The organism is Thermoanaerobaculum aquaticum (assembly GCF_000687145.1).
GTDB classification, from domain to species: domain Bacteria; phylum Acidobacteriota; class Thermoanaerobaculia; order Thermoanaerobaculales; family Thermoanaerobaculaceae; genus Thermoanaerobaculum; species Thermoanaerobaculum aquaticum.
Genome location: NZ_JMFG01000013.1, coordinates 21,398 through 45,350, shown reverse-complemented (window position 1 = coordinate 45,350; position 23,953 = coordinate 21,398). Strand labels below are relative to the sequence as shown.

17 protein-coding genes and 3 pseudogenes are annotated in these 23,953 nt (G+C 66.0%); 6 read left to right on the top strand and 14 right to left on the bottom strand.

The window, feature by feature from the left end; translation table 11 throughout:
• The 12 genes and pseudogenes from EG19_RS14425 to EG19_RS05525 form a co-directional block, all read right to left on the bottom strand.
• Positions 1-589, bottom strand: a pseudogene (locus EG19_RS14425) (alpha/beta fold hydrolase); the annotation flags it as partial.
• Positions 590-591: 2 nt separating this feature from the next.
• Positions 592-721: pseudogene (locus tag EG19_RS14420) on the bottom strand (AIM24 family protein); the annotation flags it as partial.
• A 45-nt stretch (positions 722-766) separates the two neighbouring features.
• On the bottom strand, positions 767-1,531 hold the full coding sequence (locus EG19_RS12510; RefSeq protein ID WP_053334953.1) for a class I SAM-dependent methyltransferase: 765 nt from the start codon (positions 1,529-1,531) through the stop codon (positions 767-769).
• 5 nt (positions 1,532-1,536) lie between these two features.
• Entirely contained in the window at positions 1,537-2,469 is a 933-nt protein-coding gene (locus EG19_RS05565; protein WP_152543936.1) for a radical SAM/SPASM domain-containing protein, read from the bottom strand.
• A 17-nt stretch (positions 2,470-2,486) separates the two neighbouring features.
• The gene (locus tag EG19_RS05560) at positions 2,487-3,968 is read right to left on the bottom strand and encodes a class I adenylate-forming enzyme family protein (RefSeq protein WP_053334952.1); all 1,482 of its coding nucleotides are present in this window, start codon (positions 3,966-3,968) and stop codon (positions 2,487-2,489) included.
• Positions 3,965-4,477, bottom strand: a complete 513-nt coding sequence (locus tag EG19_RS05555) for a hypothetical protein (RefSeq protein ID WP_038048426.1) — start codon at positions 4,475-4,477, stop codon at positions 3,965-3,967. The genes EG19_RS05560 and EG19_RS05555 overlap by 4 nt, the downstream gene beginning before the upstream one ends.
• 41 nt (positions 4,478-4,518) lie before the next feature.
• Positions 4,519-4,905 carry a response regulator gene (locus EG19_RS05550; RefSeq protein WP_038048424.1) on the bottom strand — a complete coding sequence of 129 codons (387 nt, stop codon included), beginning with the start codon at positions 4,903-4,905 and terminating at the stop codon, positions 4,519-4,521.
• Positions 4,898-6,184, bottom strand: coding sequence for a dihydroorotase (locus tag EG19_RS05545; RefSeq protein WP_038048423.1), 1,287 nt, complete (start codon positions 6,182-6,184; stop codon positions 4,898-4,900). The genes EG19_RS05550 and EG19_RS05545 overlap by 8 nt, the downstream gene beginning before the upstream one ends.
• Positions 6,165-7,121 (bottom strand): aspartate carbamoyltransferase catalytic subunit, encoded by a 957-nt coding sequence (locus EG19_RS05540; protein ID WP_038048421.1) that lies wholly within the window; start codon positions 7,119-7,121, stop codon positions 6,165-6,167. Before EG19_RS05540 ends, EG19_RS05545 begins: the two co-directional genes overlap by 20 nt.
• A complete protein-coding gene (gene pyrR, locus EG19_RS05535; RefSeq protein ID WP_038048419.1) occupies positions 7,118-7,669 on the bottom strand; it encodes a bifunctional pyr operon transcriptional regulator/uracil phosphoribosyltransferase PyrR in 552 nt (183 codons plus the stop codon). Before pyrR ends, EG19_RS05540 begins: the two co-directional genes overlap by 4 nt.
• Before the next feature lie 49 nt (positions 7,670-7,718).
• Positions 7,719-8,579 (bottom strand): DMT family transporter, encoded by an 861-nt coding sequence (locus tag EG19_RS05530; RefSeq protein WP_053334951.1) that lies wholly within the window; start codon positions 8,577-8,579, stop codon positions 7,719-7,721.
• On the bottom strand, positions 8,576-10,390 hold the full coding sequence (locus tag EG19_RS05525; protein WP_038048418.1) for an N-acetylmuramoyl-L-alanine amidase family protein: 1,815 nt from the start codon (positions 10,388-10,390) through the stop codon (positions 8,576-8,578). The genes EG19_RS05530 and EG19_RS05525 overlap by 4 nt, the downstream gene beginning before the upstream one ends.
• Positions 10,391-10,526: 136 nt before the next feature.
• On the opposite strand from EG19_RS05525, the pseudogene EG19_RS14415 reads away from it, so the two are divergent.
• Positions 10,527-11,416 (top strand): annotated as a pseudogene (locus EG19_RS14415) (hypothetical protein); the annotation flags it as partial.
• A gap of 317 nt (positions 11,417-11,733) precedes the next feature.
• On the opposite strand, the gene EG19_RS05510 reads toward EG19_RS14415, so the two are convergent.
• On the bottom strand, positions 11,734-14,274 hold the full coding sequence (locus tag EG19_RS05510) for a M14 family metallopeptidase (RefSeq protein ID WP_038048414.1): 2,541 nt from the start codon (positions 14,272-14,274) through the stop codon (positions 11,734-11,736).
• Between the two features lie 43 nt (positions 14,275-14,317).
• On the bottom strand, positions 14,318-16,636 hold the full coding sequence (locus EG19_RS05505; RefSeq protein WP_038048412.1) for a penicillin acylase family protein: 2,319 nt from the start codon (positions 16,634-16,636) through the stop codon (positions 14,318-14,320).
• Positions 16,637-16,740: 104 nt separating this feature from the next.
• On the opposite strand from EG19_RS05505, the gene EG19_RS12500 reads away from it, so the two are divergent.
• Genes EG19_RS12500 through EG19_RS05480 form a run of 5 tightly spaced genes read left to right on the top strand, consistent with a single transcriptional unit; the run spans position 16,741 to position 23,952 of the window.
• Positions 16,741-17,751, top strand: coding sequence for a PIG-L deacetylase family protein (locus EG19_RS12500; protein WP_152543933.1), 1,011 nt, complete (start codon positions 16,741-16,743; stop codon positions 17,749-17,751).
• A gap of 24 nt (positions 17,752-17,775) precedes the next feature.
• Positions 17,776-19,155: a sensor histidine kinase gene (locus EG19_RS05495; protein ID WP_038048410.1), complete on the top strand. Its 1,380-nt coding sequence runs from the start codon at positions 17,776-17,778 to the stop codon at positions 19,153-19,155.
• Positions 19,152-19,511 (top strand): response regulator, encoded by a 360-nt coding sequence (locus EG19_RS05490; protein WP_038048408.1) that lies wholly within the window; start codon positions 19,152-19,154, stop codon positions 19,509-19,511. The genes EG19_RS05495 and EG19_RS05490 overlap by 4 nt, the downstream gene beginning before the upstream one ends.
• Positions 19,508-22,012: a sugar phosphate nucleotidyltransferase gene (locus tag EG19_RS05485; protein ID WP_038048405.1), complete on the top strand. Its 2,505-nt coding sequence runs from the start codon at positions 19,508-19,510 to the stop codon at positions 22,010-22,012. The genes EG19_RS05490 and EG19_RS05485 overlap by 4 nt, the downstream gene beginning before the upstream one ends.
• Positions 22,012-23,952, top strand: a complete 1,941-nt coding sequence (locus EG19_RS05480; protein WP_053334948.1) for a hypothetical protein — start codon at positions 22,012-22,014, stop codon at positions 23,950-23,952. The genes EG19_RS05485 and EG19_RS05480 overlap by 1 nt, the downstream gene beginning before the upstream one ends.
• Position 23,953 lies beyond the last annotated feature (1 nt).

Genomic DNA, 23,953 nt, shown 5'->3' with positions numbered 1-23,953 from the left:
ACACCGGTTTTTCCAGGGTCGGCAGGTGCCCCGCTTCCGGAATCACCACCAGCCTCCCCCGGGGGGCCTGGGCGGCCGTTTCTCTGGCGAGCTCGTGGGGGATCAAAGGATCCGCCTCTCCCACCACCACACCCACCGGCACCTCAAGCTTCCGCACCGTTTCGGTGTGGTCCTTCCGCGCCGCCATGGCTTGCAAAAAGCCCACCAGCACCTGGTCGTTCACCGCCTCGGCCATGGCCCGCACTTCCTCCAAAAGCCGGGGCGCGTGCTGCCGGGTCCAGGGGCTTGGGAGCCGGGCCAAAAAGCCCTCCAGGAACTCCGCCCGTCGCCCCTGGCGGATGGCTTCCACGCCTTCCTGCCTTTTGGCCCTGGCTTCGGGGGTGTCGGCCCGCGGGTGGGACGCCAAAAGCACCAAGCCGGAAAGCAGTTCCGGCCTTTGCGCGGCCACCTCCAAGGCCACGTAGCCGCCCATGGAGTGCCCGATCAAAACCGTGCCTTGCAAGCCCAGGGCTTGCAGGAAAGCAACGATTTCCTTAGCCACATCGGCCAAAGAAAACCCGGGGGAAAGCGGCGGGGACTGGCCAAAACCNNACCCGGCAGGTCCACCGCCACCACCCGCCCCACCTGGGCCAGGGCCGGCATCACCGGGGCAAAAATGTCCCGGCAAAAGGGGAACCCATGGAGCAAAACCACCGGGATGCCTTCCCCCGCTTCTTCCCACGCCAACCTCGGCGCCTTGCCTGCTTCGGTCATGGCTGTCCTTCCTTTAGTTTACCTTCGGGCCAGCAGCCTTCTGAGCAAAAAACAACAAGCCCACGCCCCGGCCCGAACCCTCAAAAAGGCTGTCAAACGCAAAAAGCCAGCGCACCGCCGCCACCACCCAACGCCAGCGCCCGATTCTTGCCACCCAGCGGAGCTTGGGGTCCCCAGCTGCAGGTCCGGAAATCTCCAGGCGCCGGCGGTTCACCCGGCGGAGGAAAACCGCGTCGTAAAGCCGAACCAGAGGAAAGCCCCAATCCGTAACGCGGGCACGGAAGCCTGCTTGCGCAAGCTTTTCCAAAAGCTCCTCCTGCCGGTAACGGCGTACATGCCCGGCCCATTCGTCCCAAGCCGACCACTGCTTGGGATCGTGGGGCACGCTCCCCGCCAGCACCCCCCCTTCCTGCAACACCCGGGCAAACTCCGACAGGGCCTGCGAGTCCTCGGGGAGGTGCTCCAGGGTTTCCGCCGAAGTGGCCGAAGAAAAGGTGCCGGGGCGAAAGGGTAGCCGGCAAGCATCGGCAACCACCGGGAAAAACGCCCCAGCTCCGGCCAGCTTTCTGGCCACGGCCAACGACTTCAGGGAAGCATCCACCGCCACCACACGAAAGCCCCGGGCCGCCAGAGCCCGGCTCAACGAACCGAGACCGGCAGCGCACTCCAAATGCAAACCGGGCTTAGTGTCAGCCAGCAAACGGAGGATCCGGCTTTCCCGAGCCCCGTGTCGGGGACCGAAAAACTCCGCGTCCTCCCCCCACTGCGCTTTGGGCACGGTGCTTACCGGTTGATGAGGCGCCGAGCCAGAGGAACCACAGGCAGAGAGCGCTCCAGCCGGCGGCCCGAAGCAATGAGGAAGTCGTAAAAGGGCGGCTTGGCTTCAGCGTTTTTGTAGCACTCACCGCAGCGCGGTAAGGTTCCCCAATCCTTGGCCTTGAACGCCTCCATCATGGCGGGAATTTTGGCGCTTTCGAGGATTTCCTCCACGCTTTGGGTTTTCAAATCGCCAATGCACTGCTGACCATGGGCGTCGTAGCAGCAGTGGGTTACCCTGCCATCGGCTAACACGATGAACCAGGCAAAGGGGTAGCCCTGGAAGCAGCCGTAAAAGCTCTCGTGGAGGGGGGTTTCGTCCGAAGTGTCCAGCGGCTCGCAGGTTTTTTCAATGACCTTGGCTTGCGGGTAGCGGTCCAGTCCAAAGAACTCCTGGAAATCCCGCACGCTTTCATGGGCGGTTTGGGTGGTAATCATCCGCTGGATTTCCACCACGATGTCCTTGCCCTTGGAAAGCTCCAGGAACGTGCGGATGTTGGCCACCACCTCCTCAAAGATGCCACCCCGCCGGATGAACGGGTAAACCCGGGGGTTTACGGTGTCCACGCACAGGCGGATGCGCCGTAAGCTGGTTTGCAGGAGCCTGCGCCCCATTTCTTCGTCCAAAAGCATGGCGTTGGTGGAAACCGAGCAACCGGGGAAAAGGTCAATGGCTTCCGGCAGGCGCGGGTACAGGAGCGGCTCCCCCATTTCGTGGAGCCAGTTCACCCGGATGCCCAAGCGGGCAAATTCCCCGGCTACCTTTTCCACCAGCCACCACGGCATGTCGGCATCCGGACGGCCCAGCTTGTTCATGGGGCACATGCCGCAGCGCAAGTTGCAGCGGTTGGTGAGCTCCACCGCCACCTTGGCCTTGCGGATATCGAGTATTTGTCGCACGAGGTTATCCTAGCAGATCAGCGGGGAGCGGCCAGAAAAAAGCGCCGGAGCTTACCAGTGAGGGTGTAGGGCAAGCTTTCAACCACTTCAAACTCCCGCGGCACCTTGAAGGCGGCCAAACGGCGGCGGCAAAAGCGAAAGAGCTCGTTGGCCTGGGGCAACTCCCCCGGGCGGGGTACGATGAAAGCCTTGAGCGTTGCCACCCCGGCCCCCCGCTCCACCGGCACCACCGCTGCTTCCGCCACCCCGGGGTGCTTCTTGAGGACCTCCTCCACCTCGCTTAAGAAAACCGCAATGCCCGAAAGCTTGACCAAATCGTCCCGCCGCCCGCAGTGGTACACAAAGCCACCGCGCACGCTCACCAAATCGCCGGTGCGCAGCCAGCCTTCCTTAAGGACCACTGCGGTTTTTTCCGGCTGGCGGAAGTACCCGTCCATCACCGAAGGACCGGAAACCCAGAGCTCCCCCACCTGGCCTTCCGCCACCGGTTGCCCTTGCTCGTCCAGCACCTTCAGGGAAAAGCCGGCCAGGGGTCGCCCCACGCTCCCCGGGGCCACTTCCCCGGGGCGGTTGGAGGTGAAGTGATGGAGGGTCTCGGTCATGCCCAGGCCGTCCAGAACCGGCACCCTGGCCCGCCGGGTGAGGAGCTGCCAGAGCTCGGGGGGAAGCTTTTCCCCGGCGCTTACCGCACAGCGCAGGCTCCTCCACGGCACCCCGGGCTGTGGCGCCAGCGCCCGGTAAAGGCTGGGCACAGCAAAAAGCACCGTGGGGCGGAAGCGCTCCAGGATCTCCCGCACCACACCCGGCAGCACCGGACCCGGGTGCACCACGGCCGCGCAACCGCAGGCCACCGGGATGTACACGGAGTTGCCCAGGCCGTAAGCAAAAAACATGCGCGCTGCGGAAAAAACCCGGTCCTCGGGGGTTAAGTTCAAAACCTGGGGGCCTAAGCCGCCGGCCGCCGCCAGCACGTTGCGGTGGCTGTGCACCACCCCTTTCATGCGGCCGGTGGTGCCCGAAGTGTAAAGCATGAGCGCCGGCTCCGAACCCCCGGACTTTACAGGCGAAGCCGTATGGGTGGTGCTGCTCCAGGGTGGCTTGTCCTCGCAAAAGAACAACCGCACCGAAAGCCCCTCGGCGGCGGAAGCCAGCGCTTTGGCGGAGGTGGCATCCCCCAGGGCTATACGTGCCCCCGAATCCACCAGGATTTCCCGCAGCTCCCGGGGGGAAAAGGAGGGAGCCACCGGCACCGCCACCATCCCTGCCCACAGCGCTGCCCAAAAGGCCACCACCATTTCCACCCGATCCCCCATGGCCAGAACCACTCGCTCCCCCACCTCCCCACCGTGAGCCAAAAGGAAAGCGGCCGCACAGGTGACTTCCTCCAGCACCTGCTGGAAGCTCCAAACCCCTTCCAGCGTGCAAAGGTAAGGGTTTCGGCCGCCGTGGCCTTCCGCCGCCCCGACCAGAAGCTGCCACGCCGGCCCTGAGGGAGTCATTGCGCCCCTCCCAATGCGCTTGGGAGCCAGAGGCTCCAAGGCAGAATTTCCCACACCCGGACCGCCCTTTGACCCCCCTCCCCCACCCAAAAACGCCGCACCCAGGCAGGAAACGCAGAGAAACCCAGGCTTTCCCAGGGCAGGTGAGCCAAAAGCCCGGAAGCCTCCGGGAAAAAGGACACCGCGAGCTGCTGTCGAGGCCACCCTTGCCCTTCCAAAAGCGCCCCCAGCCTCTCCCCGGCCAGGAAAGACCCTGCAAACCAGGGCGGCAGAGCCCCCGGGTGAAAGCGCACCAGGTGCAGGGAAACCGGCTTCCCGCTCACCAGGTAGCAGGAAAGCCGCTCCACCGTGGGGGAGGTGCCGGCCACGGCCAAGAAGCGCTGGCTCACCACCTGAAAGCGCGGCGGCTGGCCAAAGCGGGAGGCCACGATGTCCATCAATGGGCGGTCGGCGGAAAACTCCCGCGGCCAGGAGGCACGGCTTGGGGAAAGCTCAATCATGGTTTTCACTCGCTCACCAAAACACGCCTGCGGCAAGGGAGATTCCGCGCCTACCGCCTCATGATGGAGTCGAGGATTTGCAAAAAAGCCGCCTGCTGCTCCGGTTCGTTCTTTTCAATGACGCACAAACAGCCGGTGGTGTCGAAGACCTCGTGCAGGCGATCGGCGGGGTGGGCGGAGGTGACGATGATGCGCTTGGGGTTAACCCCGCGCATGACCGCTTCCTCCAGCACCACCTTGCCGTCCATTTCCGGCATTTCCCAATCCAAGAGCAAAAGGTGAACGTCCGAGCCCAAAGCCTGCAAGGCCTGCTTGGGGTCGGTGTAAGTTTCCACCCGCACCCTGCCCGGGTACCGCTCCTCCAAAAACTTGCGGAACGCCGCGCACTGGGTGGCGGAGTCGTCCACCACCACCACACGCTTTTCCCCTTCAGCCACGGCGGTACACCACCTTTCCCCCCACCACCGTCATCACCGGCCACCCCCGCAGCCGCTTGCCGGCAAAGGGCGTGTTGCGGGAGCGGGAGCGGAACTTCTCGGGGTTGACCACCGCTCGCAGCTCGGGGTCAAAAACCGTGATGTCAGCCGGCGAACCTACCTTCAAGGTGCCGCCGGGCAGCTTGAAAAGCCGGGCGGGGTTGGTGGACCAGCAAGCCACAAAACGCGAAAGAGGCATGCGGTGCTTCACCACCAAAAGATCGAAGGTAAGCGGCAGCGCGGTTTCCAGGCCCACGATGCCAAAGGGGGCCTTGTCAAACTCCACGCTCTTCTCGTCCCAGTGGTGGGGCGCATGGTCGGTGGCCAGGCAATCCACCGTGCCGTCCAGAACCCCTTCCACCAAAGCCTCCACGTGCTCCGCCGAGCGCAGGGGAGGGTTCATCTTGGTGTTGGTGTCGTAGTTGCTCTCGGCCACCGCCTGGTCGGTGAGGGTCAGGTGATGGGGGGTGACCTCGCAGCTCACCCGCAGCCCCCTGGCCTTGGCCTGCCGTACGGCCTCCAGCGAGCCGGCGGTGGAGAGATGAGCGATGTGCACCCGGGCACCGGTGAGCTGGGCCAGGATGACGTTCCGCCACACCATGACTTCTTCGGCGGCTGCGGGGATGCCGCGCAACCCCAGGCGGGTAGCCACCGCCCCTTCGTGCATGACCCCGCGGGCGGAAAGCGTGGGCTCCTCGCAGTGATCCACGATGGGCACGTCAAAGAGCAGGCTGTACTCCATGGCCCGGCGCATGAGGTAGGAGGAAACCACGGGCTTGCCGTCGTCGGAAAAGGCCACCGCCCCGGCCAGCACCATTTCCCCCATTTCCGCCAGCTCCTCCCCAGCAAGCCCCTTGCTGATTGCCCCAATGGGGTACACGCGGGCGGCAGCCGCTTCCCGCGCCCGCGCCAGGATGTACTCGGTCACCGCCGGGTTGTCGTTGACGGGGTTGGTGTTGGGCATGCAGCAAACGGCGGTAAAACCGCCGGCGGCGGCGGCCTGGCTGCCGGTTTCGATGGTTTCCTTGTACTCGTACCCCGGCTCCCGGAGGTGGACGTGCACGTCAATAAAGCCCGGCGCCACCACGAGACCTGTGGCGTCCACCACCTGCGCGTCCTTGTCGGTGATGCGCTCGGCAATGCGCGCGATCTTCCCGTCCACCACCAGGACGTCCAGCCCCTCGTCCAGCTTCTGGCTGGGGTCCACCACCCTGCCGTTTTTAATCAGCAACCGGCTCACCGCTGCCTCCCGCCAAAAGGTACAAAACCGCCATCCGCACCGCCACACCGTTGGTGACCTGTTCCAGGATCACCGATTGCGGGCCGTCGGCCACCCGCGAGTCAATTTCCACGCCCCGGTTCATGGGCCCCGGGTGCATCACCAAGCAGTCCTTCTTCGCCAGCTTCAAGCGCTCCGGCGTCAACGCAAAGAGATCGAAGTACTCGCGGACCGTGGGGAAGTTCATGCGCTCCTGGCGTTCCAGCTGAATGCGCAGCATCATCACCACGTCGGCGCCGCGAATGGCGTCCTCCATGCGGTAAAAGACCTGGCACCCCAGCTTTTCCATGCCCACCGGCACCAGGCTGGGCGGTCCCGCCACCCGCACCTGGGCGCCCATGCGGGAAAGCAACAGCACGTTGGACCGCACCACCCGGGAGTGCTGCAGGTCCCCCACAATGGCCACCACCTGCCCCTCCAGGGTTCCCCGCCGCAGGCGGATGGTGAGGGCGTCCAGGAGCGCCTGGGTGGGGTGCTCATGGGTGCCGTCGCCGGCGTTGATGATCGAGGCCTTGAGCACCTTGGCCAGCATGTGGGGAGCGCCGGGGTGGGGGTGGCGAATCACGATGAAATCGGGCTCCATGGCCTCCAGGTTGCGGGCGGTGTCAATGAGGGTTTCCCCCTTTTCCACCGAAGAGCCGGAGGCGGAAAAGTTCAAGGTGTCAGCGGAAAGACGCTTTTCCGCCACCTCAAAGGAAAAGCGGGTGCGGGTGGAGGGCTCCAAAAACAGGTTCACCACGGTTTTGCCGCGGAGGGCCGGCACCTTCTTGATGGGCCTTTTGGCAATTTCCCGCATTTGCTCGGCGGTATCCAGGATGAGCTGGATTTCCTCCGGCGTGAGGGGGTCAATGCCCAACAGGTGCCGACTTTTCAAGGCGCTGGCTGCCTTCACGCTCATGGCTTGGCCTCCTTGACGATCCACACACCCTCTTCCCCGTCACACTCGGAAAGCCGCACCTGCACGTCCTCCTGCCGCGAAGAGGGCACCACCCGCCCCACCACATCGGCAGCAATGGGGAGCTCCCGATGGCCGCGGTCCACCAGCACGGCCAGGCGGATGGCCCGCGGGCGACCGTAGTCCATGAGGGTGTCCAGCGCCGCCCGCACGGTGCGGCCGGTGTACAGCACGTCATCCACCAGGCAAACCACCATGTCGTCCACGGGCCTGGGGAGCTCTGTAGCCCGCAGCAGCGGCTGCTGGTGGGCCGGGCGCCAGGGACCCACGTCGTCACGGTACAACGTGATGTCCAAGGCCCCCACCGGCGGCGTGATCTTGGTCTTTTGCGCCACCAGGGCCGCTAACCGCTTGGCCAAAGGCACCCCCCGGGTCTGGATACCCACGAAGTAAAGCTTCTTTTCCTCTTGCACCTTTTCCAGGATTTCCGCTGCCATTCTCTCAAGGACGCGGGCAAGCTCCCGCGCGTCTAAGATGAGCACCCGCTGCATGGGGGCCTCCCCTTCCCGCTGGGCAGGGATGCTAGCACAGGTCAGGCCTTCAGTTTGCGGAAGTCGAAGAAGCCGGCCAGTACTCCAAAACCAGGGCGCTCACCACCAGCACCGCCCCGGGGATCACGTGCAACGGCGGAGCCTCTCCCAGGAAAACCCAAACCCAAAAGGAGGCCAAAACCGGCTCCAAAAGCACCGTCAGGTTCACCTGGTAGGTGGGCAAATGGGCCAAGGCCCAGTTGAGGAGCGTGTGGCCCACCAGGGTGGGGCCTAAGGCCATGCCCACCAACGGCCACCACGAGGAAGCCACCTCCGGCCAGGGTCGAATTTGGCCAGCGGTCAACACGCCCCACAGCAGCACCGCCGCAAAGCCGTTAACCACCCAGAGGTATGCACCCAAGGGCAACTGCGAGCGCAGCTTGGTGCCCACCAGGAGGTAGCAGGCCATGGCCACCGCTCCGCCCAGGGCCATGAGGTCCCCCACTAACGCCCGCAGGGAAAGCTGCATGTCCCCCCAGGCAATGAGCACCACCCCGGAAAAGGCCAAAGCAAAACTCACCAAGTTACGGGCGGTAGCTTTGTGGCCCAAAACCCGACCCTGCAGCAGCAGCACCCACAGGGGCTGGGTGGTCACCAAAACCACCGATGCCGAAACCGAAGTTAAAAACAGCGAAGGAATCCACAGGCCAAAGTGCAAAGCCAAGAAGAACCCGGCCCACAAACCCCGCGCCAAACCCACCGGCAAAGGCCAGTGGCGGGCAATAACCCAGGGGGTGAGGAAAAGCGCGGCAAAGGTGAGCCTCCAGGTAGCCACCGCCAGGGGCGCCGCGTGTGTCATGCGGGCCAGCGGTGCCCCCCAGGATATGGCCAGAACCGCCACAGCCAGCCCCACGAGCACCTTGGTCTTCATCGCGCAAAGCCCTCCGCCAAACCCGCCGCCAGGGCGTGGGCGAGCTTTTCCCGGAACTGCCAGGAGAGCAAAAGCTCCCGGTCCTCCGGGTTGTTCAGGTTGACGATTTCCACCAGCACCGCCGTGGGGACCCCGCAAAAGCGCAGCACCGCCGGCACCCAGGCCCGGCCGCCGCGGATCACGTGGGAACGCACCGGGTCAAAGGGGTGCACCGGCAGGTTAAAGCGCCGGGCCGCCCGCACCAGGCTTTCGGCAAGCTGCGTGGAGAGCGCCTCCGAGCGGGAGGAAAAACTGCGGGAAAAGCGCAGGCTCCCCACCTCCCGCAGCTCCCGCACCGGCGGCAGGTAGGAAGGGGGTCGGGCCTCCGTCGGCCGGAACCTCCTCCCCGGCACGTACACCATCAACCCCCGCACCGCCGGGTGCAGCGAGTCGGCGTGAATGGAAACGAACACCATTTGCTCCGGCGCCACCCCCTGCTTTTTGAGCCTGGCTACCAGGCTGTTGGCCAGCACCCAACGCAGGTGCACGCCGGTGGCCGAATCCGCCAGGTCGTAAGGGGGGCTGGTGAGCAGCACCTGCTGCCGCTTGGGGGGGAGCTGGTTTTTGGGGGGAGGATCATCGCCCAGCACCTGGTCCCTCACCACCAGCCAGACCGTGGCTTTGGTGTCCCGCTCCAAAACTCGCTTGAGCCTTGTCATCACGTCGTAGGTGTAGGTAGCTTCCCACACCCCTTCGACGATGGCGCCGGTGTCGCTGCCGCCGTGGCCGGCATCCAGGATGATGTGGATGCCGTCCAAATTGGCGGCGCGGATGACCCGGCGGATGCTGGCCAGCTCCTCCCTTTCCCGTTCCCACTCCCGGCGCCGGGGGTGATCCAAGGGCAGGTACTCGGGAAGCAAGAGGTCCAGGGGGATGCGGATGGGGTAGCCCACGGGAATGGCGGTGACATCGGAAATCCCGGAAAGCTGGGCGAGCTTCATGGCGGTGGCGTTCACGTCGGCGGCGTGCAAAAGACCGGTAAAACGCACCACCACCGCCGAATAAAGCGCTTCCCCCGGGGCCAGGCGGTACACCGCGTAGCCGTCGTGGTATTCAAGGGGAACCCCGGAAGGTGCCTGCCCTTCCCCACCGCCCGGTGTGGGCGTAGCGGCGGGAGCAGGGGTTGGGGTGGGTAGCGGCGACGGGGTCGGAGGCACCGGGGTGGGGGTCGCAGTGGGCGCGGGCGTCGCCGCAGGTGCCGGCGTAGGGGCCGCCGGTGTTGAGGCAGCGCGATTGGGGGAAACCGGTAGCGCTCGCAGCTCCGGAAGCAGCAGCCGCTCCGGGATCACCACCCTGGTTCCCACCGGTGGAAAAAGCGGCACCTGCGGGTTCGCCTTCTTCAGCTCACCGTAGAGGCTTCCGTCCCCACAAAACCAGTGCGCCAGCTCCCACCAGGACTCCGGCTCCCCCTCCCACGGCGCCACGATTTCGTGCTCGAAGCCCCCCTCCACCCGCCGGTCTTTGGGGAAAACCGCCTGCAGGATTTCCGCTTTTTTCTTGGAAGAAAGCAACGACCATGGGATGCGCACCCGGACGCCCTTCAGTGGCCGGGCAAACGCCGGGTTGGCTTGCGCCAGCTCCCGGGCCTTTTGGGCACTACCGCAGAAGGCCCTGGCCAGGTGGGAAAAACCCTGCCCCGGTGCCGGCAACACCCAGAGCACCGGCATTTGCCCCCGCTCCCACCTCACCCGCACCGAAGAGGTAAGGTCCACCGAAAAGCTGGGGGCTTCGCCTGCCAAAAGCGCCGCCAGCAAAAGCGGCGCTGCCGTCACCGGGCACCTCCACCCCATACCCGTGGGCAAGCCGCAAGCCCGTGGCCAACTGCCACCCGCATCACCCGGGGATGGTAGCAGGAAGGGCGCGCGTTGCCTTTTGGCGGGAAAACCCGTAAAACTTGGGCCCGTGGACATGCTGGAAGCCACCATCCGCTTGCGGCGCTTACGGCCGGTGCGGGAGCTTTCGGCCTTTTTTGCCGAGAACACCGCGTTTTTGACCGGCGGCACGGTGCGGGACGCGCTTTTGGGCTTGCCCGTGAGCGAGCTGGATGTGGCGGTCATGGGCGAGGCAGAAACCTGCGCCAGGGAGCTAGCCCAGCGGTTGGGAGGAACGTACTTCCCCCTGGGGCGCACGCCCCTGGTCACCTACCGGGTGGTGGCGGGGCCTTTCCAGGTGGACCTGTGGTCGGTAGCCGGCAGCCTGGAGGAGGACATCCTGCGCCGGGATTTCACGGTTAACGCCGTTTTCTTTCAACTGCCCGCCGGGCCGCTTCTGGATTTGGCCGGAGGCCTCGAGGATCTGGCAGCGGGCAAGCTGGAGGTGATCCGGCGGGAAAACCTGCTGGCCGACCCTCTGCGGGTGCTCCGGGGCTTGCGCTTGAGCTTGACCCGCCCCCTGCGTTTATCGCAACGCTCGGTCCAGCTTTTGCGGGAAACGGCCGGGGGGCTTTCCCACGTGGCCCGGGAGCGCATCCGCGAGGAGGTGGGCAAGATCCTCGCCCAGGCCCCCCTGGCTGGCGCCTGGGAACGAGGGCTCACCCTGGGGGTTTGGCACGCTCTGGGGGTGGTTCCCCAAAAGCCCGCGGGCGACCCGGTACCGGTGCTCCAACGGCTGGAGGCGCTGCGGGAAAAACCCGGCCCCTGGGGGGAGGCCGCGCGCCAGCTGCTCTGGGCTGCCCTGGCCGTGCCCCGCCTGGTGGGGGGAGAAGACCCGCAAACAGCGGTTCCCGCCGCTCTGGCACCCGTGGGCCTCTGCGGCCGGGAGCTTTCAAAGCTGCTGCGGCTTGTGGCGGTGGGCGAGCANNGCAGTTGCTCACCGAGCCGCAACCCAAGGCAGTGCTGGCGTGCGTTGCCCCAACCCGCGCAGTCCTGGCCTGGTATTTTGCCCGCAACCTGAAAGCAACCTGGCCGGAAGTGCAGAGGCTCTGGCGCTGGTGGCTGGCTTTTTCCCGAAAACCCCCGCTTTTGGCCTCCCGAGAGGTGGTGGCGCTTTTGAACCTGCCACCGGGCCCCGAAAGAGCCCAGGCCATCACCCGGCTGCGGCAGCTCCAGGCCCTGGGCTTACTTCGTTCTCCGGCAAGTGCCCGGCGTTACCTGCAAGAAGGCTTCAAGCCTGCCCCCTAGCGTTGAACGGTGCTTGACGAAAGCCACACGGCGTTGTACACCAGCGGGAACAGGTTGGCGGTTTGCCCGCGAAAATGGGGGGCAAAGCTAAAGAGAACCGCTTTCCCCTTGCCCACGGTAAAGGCCAGCACCGCCGCCTTCCGGCGCAAATGCCCCTCACCCCGCAAAAACCCCGAAAGCACTTTGGGGTTTTCGGGGAAGCGCGCGATGACCTCCCGGGCGCCTTCCGGGGTTGGCCGGGGCGCAAAGGCCACCGCCCCCTCCACCATAGCGGCGGCCTGCCCGGGCAAACCCCAGGCGTAGGGGCTATCCGCTTCCAGCTCCAGCGTCACCAGCGAACCGGGGGCAAAGAACTCGCTGCGCCCCACGCCCTTGAGGGCGTTGCTCACCGGCAGCCCCCAGGCTTCGGCCAGCCACTCGGCGGAGCGCTCGAAAGCCAAAACAGTGCCCCCCGCTTCCACAAACTCCCGCAGAGCCTGGGCCCCACCCTTGCCCAGGCCCACCCGGTACTCGGGGGGAAGCGGCACCAGGCCAGGAGCAGGACCCTCCACCAGGCGGCTTGGCTCCAGGTCGGGAAGGACCAGCACGTCCAGCTTTTCCCCCAGCTTGCCGGCGGTGACCTGCGGCGGCTCCACCACCGTCACCGCAAACCCACCCTGTTCCAAAACCCACCGCAGCCAGCCGGCATCCTCCACAGGGGTGTACGGGTGCAAAACCCCCACCCGCGGCGACCGCAGCGGGCTGCAGTCCGAAGGCACCTGGGAAAGCCTCACCGGCACCACCGGTTTTCCCGCAAAGAGCGCTGCCAGCTTGCCCGCCTCGCCCGTCAAAACCAGCGAACCAGGGGCCAAACCCTGGCCTGCGGAGCGCCCCAGCCGACAGGGGACAAGCCCCGCGCGCAGGGCGTCGTTGGCCAGCCGGGAAAGCCAGAGGTGATGGGCCGGCACTGCCACCACCGAGCCCGTGACGCTACCGCGGAAAAGCCCGTAATCCACAGGCAGCGGCCCCTTGTGTCCCGCCGGCGGTTCGTTAAGCCGCTGGACGTTCACCCCCAGCATCAGCGGCAGGTTCCAGGCGGTCACGTCGTAAGGAACGAGAATATCCGCGCCCGGAGCGGGATGGATTTCCGGGTACTCCTGGGGCTCCAAAACCTCCCACAAAAAACGCGCCAGCGGCTGCGCCTGGGGGATCAGCACGGAACCGGCGGGGACCACGAGCTGCCCGCTGCGGAGCTCCTCCTCCGCCACCAGCGCCTCTGCCCCCGCCTCCACCAGCAGCGAAACCAGCCGTTGGCGCCGCCCCGGGTCTCCTTCCGGCGGCACCACCCAACCCCAGAAGCCGCTCTTGCTGGAAACGGCCTGCTCGGCCATGTGTGAGGTTTCGGCAAGCAAATCCCGGCGGTAGGTGGCGGCAAACTCCAAAGCCGCACGCATCAGCTCCCGCTGGTAACCCACGGCGTCCGCTAAGCCCCAGCGTCCACCCCGCCAGGGGTTGGGGAAGTTCACCTGGGGTTGGTACTCCCAGAGGCCCTTTCCCCCGCCCCGCAGGTCGGTGGTGTCCACAACGATGGGGGTGGCCAGCGCCGCCGAGGCGGTTTCCGTGAGCACCCCAAAGATGTTCTTCCACCACGCGGTGTTGCGGGTGCCGCCGATCCAGTGGCCGTCAAAGGTCCAGCCGGAAACCACCCCGGACTTCCCCGCTTGCTCCAGCCGCAGGCTCATGAGGGTGCCCAAATGCGAGGTCAGCCGCCAGATGACCGGTGGCAGGTTGGTGTTGATGGGATCGGCAAAGGGGGGTACGAACTGCCGGGGTCCCACCGGCCCCATTTGGTGGAGGTCCACGAACAGCTGCGGGTGCCAGCGGTGGTACACGAAGCGGTTGAGGGCCCGGCTTTCCGGCTGGGTAAGGAAAACAAAGTCACGGTTGTTGTCGTGGCCGGCGTAGGGGTGGTAAAGAAAAGGCGGAGAGGAGCCCTCAAAGGGCGTGCCCAGGTGCTTCTGGTACCAGGCCACCACCGCTTCCTGCCCGTCGGGGTTGAGGGAAGGCACCAGGAAAACCACCACCCGCGAAAGGAACTGCCCCAGCCCGGAGCTTTCGCCCGCCGCAGCCAGCTCGTGGGCAAACAGGAGCACCGCTTGCGGTCCCGCCACCTCGGTGGAGTGGATGCCGGCGGTTACCAGAAGACCGGCGGGCAAGTCGGAAAGCAGTGCTTCCCGTTCGGCCGGGTTGAGCTGGCGGGGATCGGCCAGCCTGGCCCAGCCCCGGCGGATGGCCTCCAGTTTGGCCATGTTGGCGGGAGAGGAAACCACCACCGCAATCATGGGCCGCCCGGAAACCGTTGCACCCAGCTCTTCCACCCTGACCCGCGGCGAAAGCTCGGAAAGCTTCCGCAGGTACGCCACCGTTTCTTCGTAGCTGGCCAGCACCCGATCCTGACCCACGGCCTTGCCCAGCGCCGCCTCCGGTGACGGCAGAGAAGCGGCCAGCGAGCTGACCGCCAGCAAGCTCAAAAAAACCAGCACGGTGGCCCGTCTCATGACTCCCCCCTGGTTGGGTTTACGCAAGGCCGGCATGCAGGTTTTACGGCACAAAGCGCGTGGTACGCGGGGCTTCCCGGGCCAGCGCTTCCTCGGTGAACGGCATGGCGTGGGCTTTCCCCGCAAGCCAGAGGGGCAGCTGATCCCTGGCGTGGGAGGAAAGGGGATGACCCGACTGCCCCAAGGGCAGCACCAAACGGGAGTTATCCCAGCTCTGGAGGTCCGCCACAAAGCGCATGGAGGGCAGGGAAACCACCGAAAAGTCCCGGGCCTGGCCCCGATAGGCGGTGGCGTTGAGGCACGGCGCAGCACCGCCTACCCCCACCGGCCCCACGTTGAAAAACTTGCCCAAAAGCGGCACCCCTCCCAGGGGATGGGCAAACAGCAGCTGGTGCTCCTGCCCCCAGGTTTTCCCCCGGGAAAGCGCCGCGGCTTCTTCCAGGGCCTTGCGGATGGCTTCCGCCGGTCCTTCCACTGCAGGCGTGGTGACGTCGTCCCACCAGCGGGGATCCACGGCCCCCGCCAGCAGCCGCAAAAACACCTCACCGGTGAAGGGCGAGCGGGAAAGGCCTGCGCCCTGCGCTTCATCCAGGCCCACCTGACGCACCAAAGCCCGCAAAAAGTTGGCCCACAGCAACGCTTCCCGGCTTTCCCCACGCATTTCCCCGTCCCACTGCAGCAACTCCCGGGCCTCCGGATGGGGAAGCTTGGCAAGAAAAGGCCGCAAAGCCGCCAGAAGCTCCAGGGCCTGCGGGTTCTTCACATCGGTTTGCAGCTTCAAAAAGCCCTCCACATCCCATTTTTCCTGCGCCGCCAGGGCCTTCTTTATGGTGCGGACGCGGTGGGGTGGGGCGAACTCTCCCGGAAAAGGCTCTCCGGAAGCATTGCCTTCGGCAAAGGGATCGTGGTTGGCCGTGGCCAAAAACCCTGCGGGGGGGTTCACCACCCGGGGGTTGCGTTCGTAAGGCTCAAAGCCCTGCCACGCCCACGCCGGATCGTCACCGGGGGCAGGCAGCTTTCCCGCGCCCTTCCCGCGTTTGGGAATGCGCCCGGTGACCTGCCAGGCGATGTTGCCGTGACGGTCGGCCAAAAGCAGGTTCATGGCCGGCGATTCGCAGGTGGCAAAGGCCTCCACACCCTCGTACACGCTTGCCGCCGAAGCGAGCCGCAGGAAGCACTCCACCGGCGAGCGGGCCTGCAGCGCGGTCCAGGCCAGGGCATAGGCTTGTCCGTTTTCCTCCCGCACCACCGGCCCGTGAATGGAGCGCTTGAGCACCACCTCCCGGGGCTGGCCTTCCCCCCGCACCTTGAGGCTTTGCTTTTGCATGACCAACGGCAGCCAGCGTCCGCCAAAGAGCTCATGGGTACCCTGCTCGTTGAGGGTGAGGCGGAAGAGGTCCTGATCGTCCAGCATCACCATGGTGAGCCCCCATGCGACCTGGGGGTTATGGCCAATGAGCACCCCGGGAGCCCCGGGCACCGAAACCCCGGCCAGGGCCAGCCCCGGCGCCTGCAGGTGGATTTCGTACCAGGTGGCGGGGTTGGCCACCCCCACGTGGGGATCGTTGGCCAAAAGCGGCATACCGGTGACGCTTCGGCTAGGCGAAACCGCCCAGTTGTTGGAGCCCACCCCGGAAAACACCGGCGGTGGTGGTTCTGCCGGCGCTTTCGATGGCCGCGGGGGGAGCTCCGGGGGAAGCCAGGCTGCCGCCTGTTCCTCGCTCCAACCCCAGAGGTTCACCGCCCTTTCCCCACCGAAGGCGCGGAGCTCTTCCAGCCTCTGCAGCTCCTCCCCTGCCGCCCAGGTGAGCGTGTACTGCAGAAGCAAACCCACACCCAGGGTGTCCTCCACCTGCCAGGGCTCCGGCTGGCAGCCTAAAAGCAAGCACTCCGGGGCCAGCCGCCAGGCCGGGAGCCGCAAGATGGCAGCGTTCACGCCCGCGGCATAAGCCGCCAGCGCCTTTTCGGCCTCCGGGGGGAGCATCTGGCGCTGGCGACCCACCGCTTCCGGCAAGCCCCAGCGCCGAAACCGCGCATCCACCGCCACCACCTTTTCCCCCAAAAGCTCCGCCAGCCGACCGGAAGCTGCCCGCCGGGAAAGCTCCATTTGGAAAAAGCGCTCCCGGGCGTGCAGGTAGCCCTGCACGAACCAGGCGTCCCGCGGGCTTGCGGCCTGCACGTGGGGCACCCCCCAGGCATCGAACCGCACCGTTACCGGCTGGGAAAGGCCGGCAAGCTTGACCTCCCCCGGTACCGGCACAAACACCGAGGCCCGCAGCAGGTAAAAGACGATGGCTGCCAAGGCCAAAAACACCGCTAAAACCACCCCCAAAACCACGCCCGTTCGCTTTTTCCACGCCACGGCTTACCCCTCCCGCTCGTGCTAAAGTAACGCACCCTTGCCTCGGTGGGAACACCGATGAGGGTTTGCGGCCAAGGCGGTGAAAACCCGTGGCTTTCGAAGGCATGAGCGAGCTATCTCTCCGCAAGGACGACCGCATTTTGGGCCTTTTCCCCCATCCCGACGACGAGTCCCTGGGGGCGGGAATCCTCCTGCAGCGGGCCACCGCTGTGGGGGCGGCGGTGTTACCGGTTTTCCTCACCTCGGGGGAGGCCAACGCCTGGCCCCAGCGGGTTTTGGACCGCAAGCTGGTGCTCACCGCTGAAGACCAAAAGCGCTTTGGTCTGCGCCGCCAGGGAGAAGCCCGGGAAGCGTTGGCGACCCTTGGTGTCAACCCCGACGCCGCGGTGTTTTTGGCCTTCCCCGATACAACACTCACCGCGCTTCTGTTGGCCAATGGTGAGTCTGCTCTCGAACCTTTGCGCAACTTGGTTCGCGAATTTCAGCCCACACTGGTGCTGGCCCCGCTTCTGGCCGACTGCCACCCCGACCACAGCGCCACGGCAGCGCTGGCGCTTGCGCTTTTCACAGAAGCTAAGTCCGGTAGCTTTCGCCTTTTGGCTTACCCCACGCACGCCAACCTGGCCAGCAGCCAGGAGGCTACCCAGATCGCCGGAACGGCAGCCGAAAAAGCCCTCAAAAGGCGCGCCATTGCTGCCCACCGCAGCCAGCTGGTGTTTCGTCGGCGCTTCCACCTGAAGTTTGCCGGGGCCCCCGAGGTCTTCTTGCCCCTTACCACCCCACCTCGCACTCCTCAAGTGAAGGCCACCCTGGAAGGCAACGTGCTGCACGTGAGCTTTCATCTCCCCTTGAGCTGGCGCTCGCTTCGCAAGCCGGTGCTCACGGTGGTCACGTTGCAAGCAAGCCTCGGCGGCTTTTCCCTGCGGCTTTCCCAGCGGCAGCTGGCACCTCTTCCCCCTCAGGTGCAGCGTTGCCGTTGGCAGCGAGAGGGGAAGTCCCTCCGGGTGCTGGTGGAGCTGGCAAACGCCCCAGAGCTGGCCCTGGTGAAGGTGAGCAGGCCGGCCTTTCTCTACGACGAAATGGGTTTCGTTCTCGCCGACAAAGCCTCGGTTTGAGCTACACTTCGCCACGAGCGGAAGGTGAGGGGCGAAACGCGGCGCAAACCGTGGGCTTTTCCCGGCCTCCGGCGAGGACGAGGGGGCGGCTATCAAAGGGACCGGGGTCGTTCCACCAAGATCCTCGCCACCCTCCACCTCGCCGCTGAGCTCTTCGAGCGAGCCCTCACCCCCGAGCACGCCGGCTGGATTGCCCTGGTGGCCCTCACCGCCGGAGAAGGCTTTGGCTTTAACCGCGCCTTCCTCCTGCGGAGAACAAACGGTCTTTTGGAAGGCTGGCTGGGGATCGGTCCCCGGAGCGGTGAGGAAGCGGCGCAGCTCTGGCAGCAGTTGCAGGCCCTGGAGGTAAAGCCCCTGGCCACTTTGGGCACCTTTCAGCCGGAAATCATCAGCCAGGAAAAGGCTCGGCTGGCCGAAACCCTGCAAGCCCTCAAGACCCCACTGCAGGAGGGCTGCGGTCGCTGGCGGCGGGCCTTTGTGGCCCGCCGGGACTTCGCCGACCCCTGCGTGCGGCACTGGATGCACGCGCTGCAGTCCCCTTTCCTGGTGGTGCTCCCCCTGGTGCGCCAGGGGACCTTTTGGGGCGTGGTGCTGGCGGATAACTTCGTCACCAGGGCCCCAGTTTCTGCCCCGCTTTTGGAGGGTGCCCAGGCGCTCTGCCATAGCCTGCAAGCTGCCCTGGAACGCACGGAGCTGTGGGCCCGCTTCCAGGCGGAACAGGAAGCCCGACGCCGCGCCGAGCAGGCGGTGGTGCTGGTGGAAACCGCCCGGGCTTTAGCCCACGACATCAAAAACCCCCTCACCGCCGCAGCTGGTTTGCTCCAACACCTGCTGGAGCACAAACCCACCACCGTGGAAGAGTGGGAAGCCTGGGGGCGAAAAATTGCCGACGGGCTTTCCCGGGTGGAGCGGCAGGTAAACCAGCTGGTGCAGGAGCTGGCCAGCCGCGGCCAGGGCATGGAGCTCACCCGCACCGACGCCGTGGCTCTGCTGCTGCGCCTGGTGGCCTCATGGCAGCCGCTGGCGGAAAGCCGAAGCATCAGCTTGCGTTTTGACCCGCCGGAAAAACCGGTTTGCGTGTGGGCCGACCCGGCCTACCTCGACCGCTGCGTGGAAAACCTCTTGAGCAACGCGGTAAAGGCGGTGGGGCTAGGAGGTGAGGTGCGCGTCAGGGTAGAAGAAGAAGGCGAATGGGTGCGGCTTTCGGTGGCCGATAACGGGCAGCCCCTGCCGCAACCCCTGCGCTCGGACCCTTTTTCGGGAGGCCTGGGGCAACCGGGAGGCAGCGGTGAAGGCCTAGCTTCGGTGCGGCGTCTTACCGAGGCCATGGGCGGGAAAGTCGAGTATGATGAAAACGAGCCCGGCTGGGTGCGGTTTTCCTTGCTCTTGCGGAGGTGCGTATGAAGCGGGTGCTGTTTGTGGATGACGATGAGGCCATCCTTGAGCTGTACCGCCATGTCTTTGGTGGAGAAGGGTACGAGGTGAGCACCTGCTTGACCATGGACGAGGCGCGGGAGCACCTGGCCAAGTTTCCGGTAGATGCGGTGGTTTTGGACATCCGCCTGGCGGAGGGGCTGGGCCTGGCGCTGCTTCGCGAGATTAAGGCGAAAACCCCCACGCTACCAGTGATCCTCTCCACCGCCTACGCCCGCTATCAGGACGATTTTTCCTCGTGGCTGGCCGATGAGTACGTGGTGAAGTCCGCTGACCTGGCAGAGCTGCGCTCGGCCCTGCGGCGCCACCTGGGAGAAGCGCCATGATCCCTATCATCATGGCGGGGGGGTTTGGTACCCGCATCCGCCCGCTTTCCGCCAACATCCCCAAGCCGCTGCTGCCGGTGGTCAACCGGCCCATTTTGGAGCTGGTGCTGGAGCACCTGCGCCAGCACGGGATGAGCGAGGCGGTGGTTCTCACCTACCACGAGCCGGCCAAAATCCGGCAGGCGCTCGGTGATGGCTCCCGCTTTGGCATGAAGCTCACCTACTACCAGGCGGAGCAGGACTTCGGCACCGCCGGTGCGGTGGCCCACGGCGCGCGCTTGGTTTCTTCCGACCGCTACCTGGTGCTTTCCGGGGATGTGGTCTGCGACTTCGACCTTTCCGCCATCCTCCGCTTTCACGAAGCCAAAAAAGCGGCGGTCACCATTACCCTCACGCGGGTGGCCAACCCGCTTCAGTTCGGCATCGTCATTACCGACGGCGACCTCCGCATCCGCAGGTTTTTAGAAAAACCCACCTGGGGCGAGGTGTTTTCCGACACCGTGAACACCGGGATTTACGTGCTGGAAGCGGAGGTTTTGAAGCAAGTGCCGCTGGATGAGCCCTTTGATTTTTCCCGGGATTTGTTCCCGCGTCTTTTGCAGGCCAACGTGCCGCTTTTCGGTTGCATCATGCAGGGGTACTGGCGGGACATTGGCGACCCCGAATCCTACCTGGACGTGCACCAGGACTTCTTTTCCGGCACCCTGCGCCTGATCCCCCAGGGGCGCCTGGAACAAGTGGGGGGGCGCCCCTACTGGGCCGCCGGCGCGGTGGAGGTGGCGCCCTCGGTGGAGGTGCGGGGGACGGTGGTGTTGGGGGAGGGCTGCCGCCTGGAGGAAGGGGCGCGGCTGGAGGACGTGGTGCTGGGGCCGGGGGTGGTGGTGGGCCCCGGGGCGGAGCTGCGCCGCTCGGTGGTTTGGGCAGGCAGCCGCATTGGTGCCGGCGCCAGGCTGGAGCGGGCGGTGGTGGGTGCCGAAGTGCAGGTGGGCGAGCAGGCCGTGGTCGAACGGGGGGCCATCATTGCCGACGCCACGGCGCTGGGGCGGGGGGTGCGGGTCAAGGAAGGGGTCAAGATTTGGCCCTCCAAAGTGGTGGAAGACCACGCGGTGGTGCACTCCAACCTCGTTTACGCCGAAAGGTGGCGCACCTCCGCCTTCGAGGAAGGAGCGGTCACCGGGCTCACCAACCTGGAGCTCACCCCGGAAGTAGCCGCACGGCTGGGAGCTGCCTACGGAACGCTTCTGGCACCGGGCAGCACCATCCTCACCGCCCGCGACGGCCACCCCGCCTCCCGCATGCTGCGCCGGGCCTTCGTAGGGGGTGTGGGCTCCACCGGCGTGCATGTGGTGGACCTGGGCCTCATGCCCATCCCCGTGCTGCGTTACAAGCTCAAGGGGTTTGGTGAAAAGGGTGGGGTGTCTTTTCAGCAGGTGCAGCTGGTGCGGGGCATGACCTCCATCCGCTTTTTCGACGAGCATGGGGTGGACATCTCCACCGCCTTTGCCAAGTCGGTGGAACGGGTGTTCCTGCGGGAGGAGTTCCGCCGGGTCCAGCATCAGGAAATCGGCTTGATCTTCGAGCAACCGCGGGTTTTGGACCTTTACGCCGAGGCGTACCTCAAGGCTTTGGGGGACGCTGCTCTCCCCGAGCGCTTCCGCTTGGTGGTGGACTACGCCCACTCCCCGGCGGTGGTGATCCTCCCCCGGCTTCTGGCCGAGCTGGGCTGCGACGTGGTCACCCTCAACGCCCACACCGAAAGGGAGGAAGCGCTGCTGCCCGCGGATATCCCCAAGGCTCTGGAGCGGCTGGCCGCCATCGTGCGGGCTTTGGACGCCCACATGGGGGTTTTCCTCTACCCCGACGGGGAAAAGCTCGTGGTTTTGGACGACACCGGCCGCATCTGGCAAGGGATGGAGCTCGTCAGCCTGGTTCTGGCGTTGCTTCTGGCCCAGTCCCCGCCGGCGGGCGAGGTGGTGCTCCCCGCCTTTGCCCCTTCCACCTTCGCCCAGGCTCTGGCCAAAGCCAACATCCGAGTGCGGGAAACCCTTTCGGCGCCGCGAACCCTCATCGAGGCCTCGCGGCAAAAGGGGGTCATCTTTGCCACCAGCGGCGAAGGGGACTTCATCTTTCCGGCCTTTCACTACGCCCCCGACGCGCTGTTTGCGGTGGGAAGCTTCCTGTACCACTTAAGCCGGGTGGGGCAACCTTTGAGCGAAGTTGGCCGCCGTGCCCCCACCGTCAACGTGGTGCACCGCACCATTCCCTGCCCGGTGGAAAAGAAGGGGCGCATCATGCGCCAGGTGGTGGACCGCTTTGCCGGCAGGGAGCTTTCCTTCCTGGAAGGCGTCAAGATCAAGCAGGACCAGGGGTGGGTGCTGCTGCGGCCCGACCGTCTGGGACCCGCTCTGCACGTTCACGCCCAGGGGCCGGATCAGGAGGCGGCCGCGAAGCTGGCAGCCTCCTTTGGGGCCCAGGTGGAAGAGCTGGTGCGTGAGGAGTAATGGCCAAGCTCACCTTCCTCTGGCACCTCCACCAGCCCCGCTACCGCACCGCCGATGGCCGGGTCCACGCCCCCTGGGTGCTGCTTCACGCCGCCGGCGAGTACCTCACTTTGGCTTACGCCCTGAAGCAAACCGGGGTGGGTGGGCAGGTGCTGAACCTCACCCCGGTTTTCCTGGAGCAGCTTTTGGCCTATCAGCAGGGACGGGCCCAGGACCCACTGCTCACCGCGCTGGCCACCCCCACCTCCGAGCTTTCACCGCAATCGATCAAAGAGCTGGTGCGCTGGGCGTTCATGCTGCACCCGCGGCAGCTTTCCCGCCTCCCCCGCCTGCGGGCGCTGGCCGGACAGTTGGCGGGGGCCAAGGACGACGAAATCCCCTCCCGCCTTCCTCTTCCCGACCTCACCGACCTCCAGGTGCTCACGGTGCTCGCTTACGCCGCCCCCAACGCCCGCTGGGAGCCGCTGGTGGCCGAGCTTTTGGCCAAGCGCCGGGGCTATTCCCAGGAAGACCGCCGGCTCATCGTGGAGTGGCTGGTGGGCTGCCCGGGAAAGCTCCTGACCCTTTACCGCGAACTCGCCGACATGGGCGTGGAAATTGCCACCTCGCCTTACGCCCACCCGCTCTTGCCGTTGCTCCTGGACACGCAGGTGGCGGCCGCTTCCGTGCCTCCCCCACCAGGTGGTTTCCCCGTTTTCCGATCCCGGGAGGACGCCGCCCTGCACGTGCAGAAAGCGCAGGCCTTCATGGCCGAGCTGGGTTTTTCGGTGCAGGGTTTTTGGCCCCCCGAGGGGGCGGTTTCCGAAGAAGCGGTGGCGCTTTACGGCGAGCACAAGGTGGCGTGGTTGGCCACCGACGAGGGGATCCTGGCGGCCTCCCTGGGGCATCCGGTTTCGGGAGAAACCGGGGTGGCTGCCGAGCTGGCCGTGCCCTGGCGCCTGCGCGGGGAAGGTCCTGCGCTCTTCTTCCGACATCGCGGGCTTTCCGACTTTGTGGGCTTTAAAGCCCAGGAGCTGCCGGAAGCGGAAGCCGCCCAGCAATTCGTGGCGGCCACCGTTTCCGCCAGCCGGCACTTACCTCCGGAGGGCGGGCTGTTGGTGGCACTGGACGGGGAAAACCCCTGGAGCAGCTACCCCGAAGGCGGCGCCACCTTCCTCACCCGTTTGGGCGAGCTTTTGGCCATGACGGGCGAGCTCCGTTTGGTGACCTTGCGCCAGAGGGTGGCCGAGGAAAAGCCGCGGGAGCTCACCCGTTTGCACCCCGGCTCGTGGATCAACGCCTCCTTTGCCACCTGGATTGGCCATGAGGAAAAGCGCAAAGCCTGGGAGCTTTTGGCCCGCTGCCGAGAGGCGGGAGCGGCTGCAGGGGGTGAGTCGTGGTTGGCGGCCCAGGGCAGCGACTGGTGGTGGTGGTTTGGCGACGACAACCCCACGCTCCTCGCCCCCCTTTACGACCGCCTCTTCCGCTGGCACCTGGCCGACGCCCTGCGCGCCGCCGGAAAGGAGCCGCTGGCCGAGCTGGGGGTGCCGGTGCGCAAGGGTGAGACCCCGCTCACCGTGCCCCTTTCCCGCTCCTGGCCCACACCGGTGCTGGACGGCCGCACCACCACCTACTTCGAGTGGGCGGTGGCCGCTTGGGTGGAAGCCGAAGGCTGCCGCCTGGCCTTGCGGGCCGACGGGGACTCCCTCTGGGTTCGCTTTGAGGGTGCCTCCCCGGGAAAGGTACCCCTGCCCGTGGGGGTGACCCTGGCTTCCGGCTCCCACGTGGTACGCTACCTGCTCCCGGTGGACCGCCCGGGCTGGTGCGCGGTGAACAGAATCCTGGAGGCGGCGCTTCCGCTTCCCGGCGGCAACGTGCTGATGGTGGTGGACGCACCGGGGGTACGCTTTCCGGCCTGGGGGTCCTACCGTCTGGAGCTTTTGGAGGTTGACGAGCCGTGAG